This window comes from Pseudomonas sp. R62, assembly GCF_000257605.1.
Lineage (GTDB): Bacteria > Pseudomonadota > Gammaproteobacteria > Pseudomonadales > Pseudomonadaceae > Aquipseudomonas > Aquipseudomonas atacamensis.
The window spans coordinates 1-1,144 of record NZ_AHZM01000880.1 but is presented as its reverse complement, the minus strand read 5'-3'; the positions used below and the strand labels follow the sequence as shown (position 1 = coordinate 1,144).

The 1,144-nt window shown below is 60.1% G+C and carries 2 protein-coding genes; one reads left to right on the top strand and one right to left on the bottom strand.

Annotated features, from left to right (window positions below):
* The coding region (locus OQK_RS31825) for an ATP-binding protein (protein ID WP_038860178.1) at positions 1-234 on the top strand (234 nt) is incomplete at its 5' end.
* Between the two features lie 57 nt (positions 235-291).
* Here OQK_RS31825 and OQK_RS00825 read toward each other — a convergent pair.
* Positions 292-1,056 carry an SDR family oxidoreductase gene (locus OQK_RS00825; RefSeq protein ID WP_016770693.1) on the bottom strand — a complete coding sequence of 255 codons (765 nt, stop codon included), beginning with the start codon at positions 1,054-1,056 and terminating at the stop codon, positions 292-294.
* Positions 1,057-1,144: the final 88 nt, after the last annotated feature.

Here is a 1,144-nt window from a genome sequence, read left to right as displayed (position 1 = left end):
AGTGAGGCGCTGGGTGATAACGTGCACATCAGTGTCAGCGATTCAGGGCCGGGCTTTGCCTGCGAGCGGGCGGAGCAAGTGTTCACGGCGTTCTACACGACCAAATCCACCGGGCTGGGCATGGGCCTGTCGATTTGCCGCACGATCATTGAAGGACACGGCGGCAAATTGTGGGCCGAGCGCAATGAGCCGAGCGGGGCGCGGGTGGTGTTTGGCTTGCCGCGTTGTGAATGAATATGATCAACAGCCAGGCTACCCGGGCATTGAGCCCGGGTGTTTCTGTCGGTGAGTTCAGGCCACCGGAATAGGATTTTCCAGCAGCGACAGGTTGAATTGCTCGATCAACCCGTGCTCGTTCGCGCCCTGGTTGGCTCGCAGCGGCAAGACTCGATCAACCAGCACTTCGGTGGTGGCGGTTTCCAGCTTGATCAGGGTTTCCTCGATAAACTCGCCCAGCGGCATGGCGCGCTCGTCGCCGCTCTTGTGAATCAGGTCGGTATCAACCCAAGGTGGCGCGATTTCCAGGACCTTGACGCTGGTGTCGCGCAGCATGAAACGCTGCGACAGCGAGTAGGAATGGATCGCCGCTTTGGTCGCCGAATACAGCGCCGTGGTCGCCAGCGGCAGGTAGGCCAGTACCGAGCTGTTGTTGATGATGTAGGCCTCGGGCTGGCGCTTGAGGTGTTCGACGAACGCCGCGCTGACGCGCACCGGGCCGAGCAGGTTGGTCTGCAACAGACCGACCGCCTGTTCATCGTTGTAGTCGCCGGAACCCGCGTTGTCGAAGGGCATGATCCCGGCGTTGTTGATGATTACGTTCAACGACGGATGGCGGCGGATGACTTCGGCGGCGACGTCCTTGATCTGCTGCGCATCGTTGATGTCCAGCTGCACGGTGTCGATGCCCGGATTCGCTTGGGCAATCTCTGCCAGCAAGATCTGGCGACGACCTGCGATGATGACCTTGTTGCCGCGCTGATGCAGGGCCTCGGCCAGTGCGCGGCCGATGCCGGAAGTGCCGCCGGTGATGAAGATCGTGTTGGCTTCAAGTTTCATGAGCTGCGTCCCGCAAGTGGATTGATTGGTATGTGAGCCATGATGGAGAAAACCTGCTCCGACCTGAATGACGTATGTGGTAGTGTTT

What these genes read in the sequence shown, in the direction of transcription:
- OQK_RS00825 (WP_016770693.1), bottom strand. Translation starts at nt 1,056, where the DNA reads ATGAAACTTGAAGCCAACACGATCTTCATCACCGGCGGCACTTCCGGC.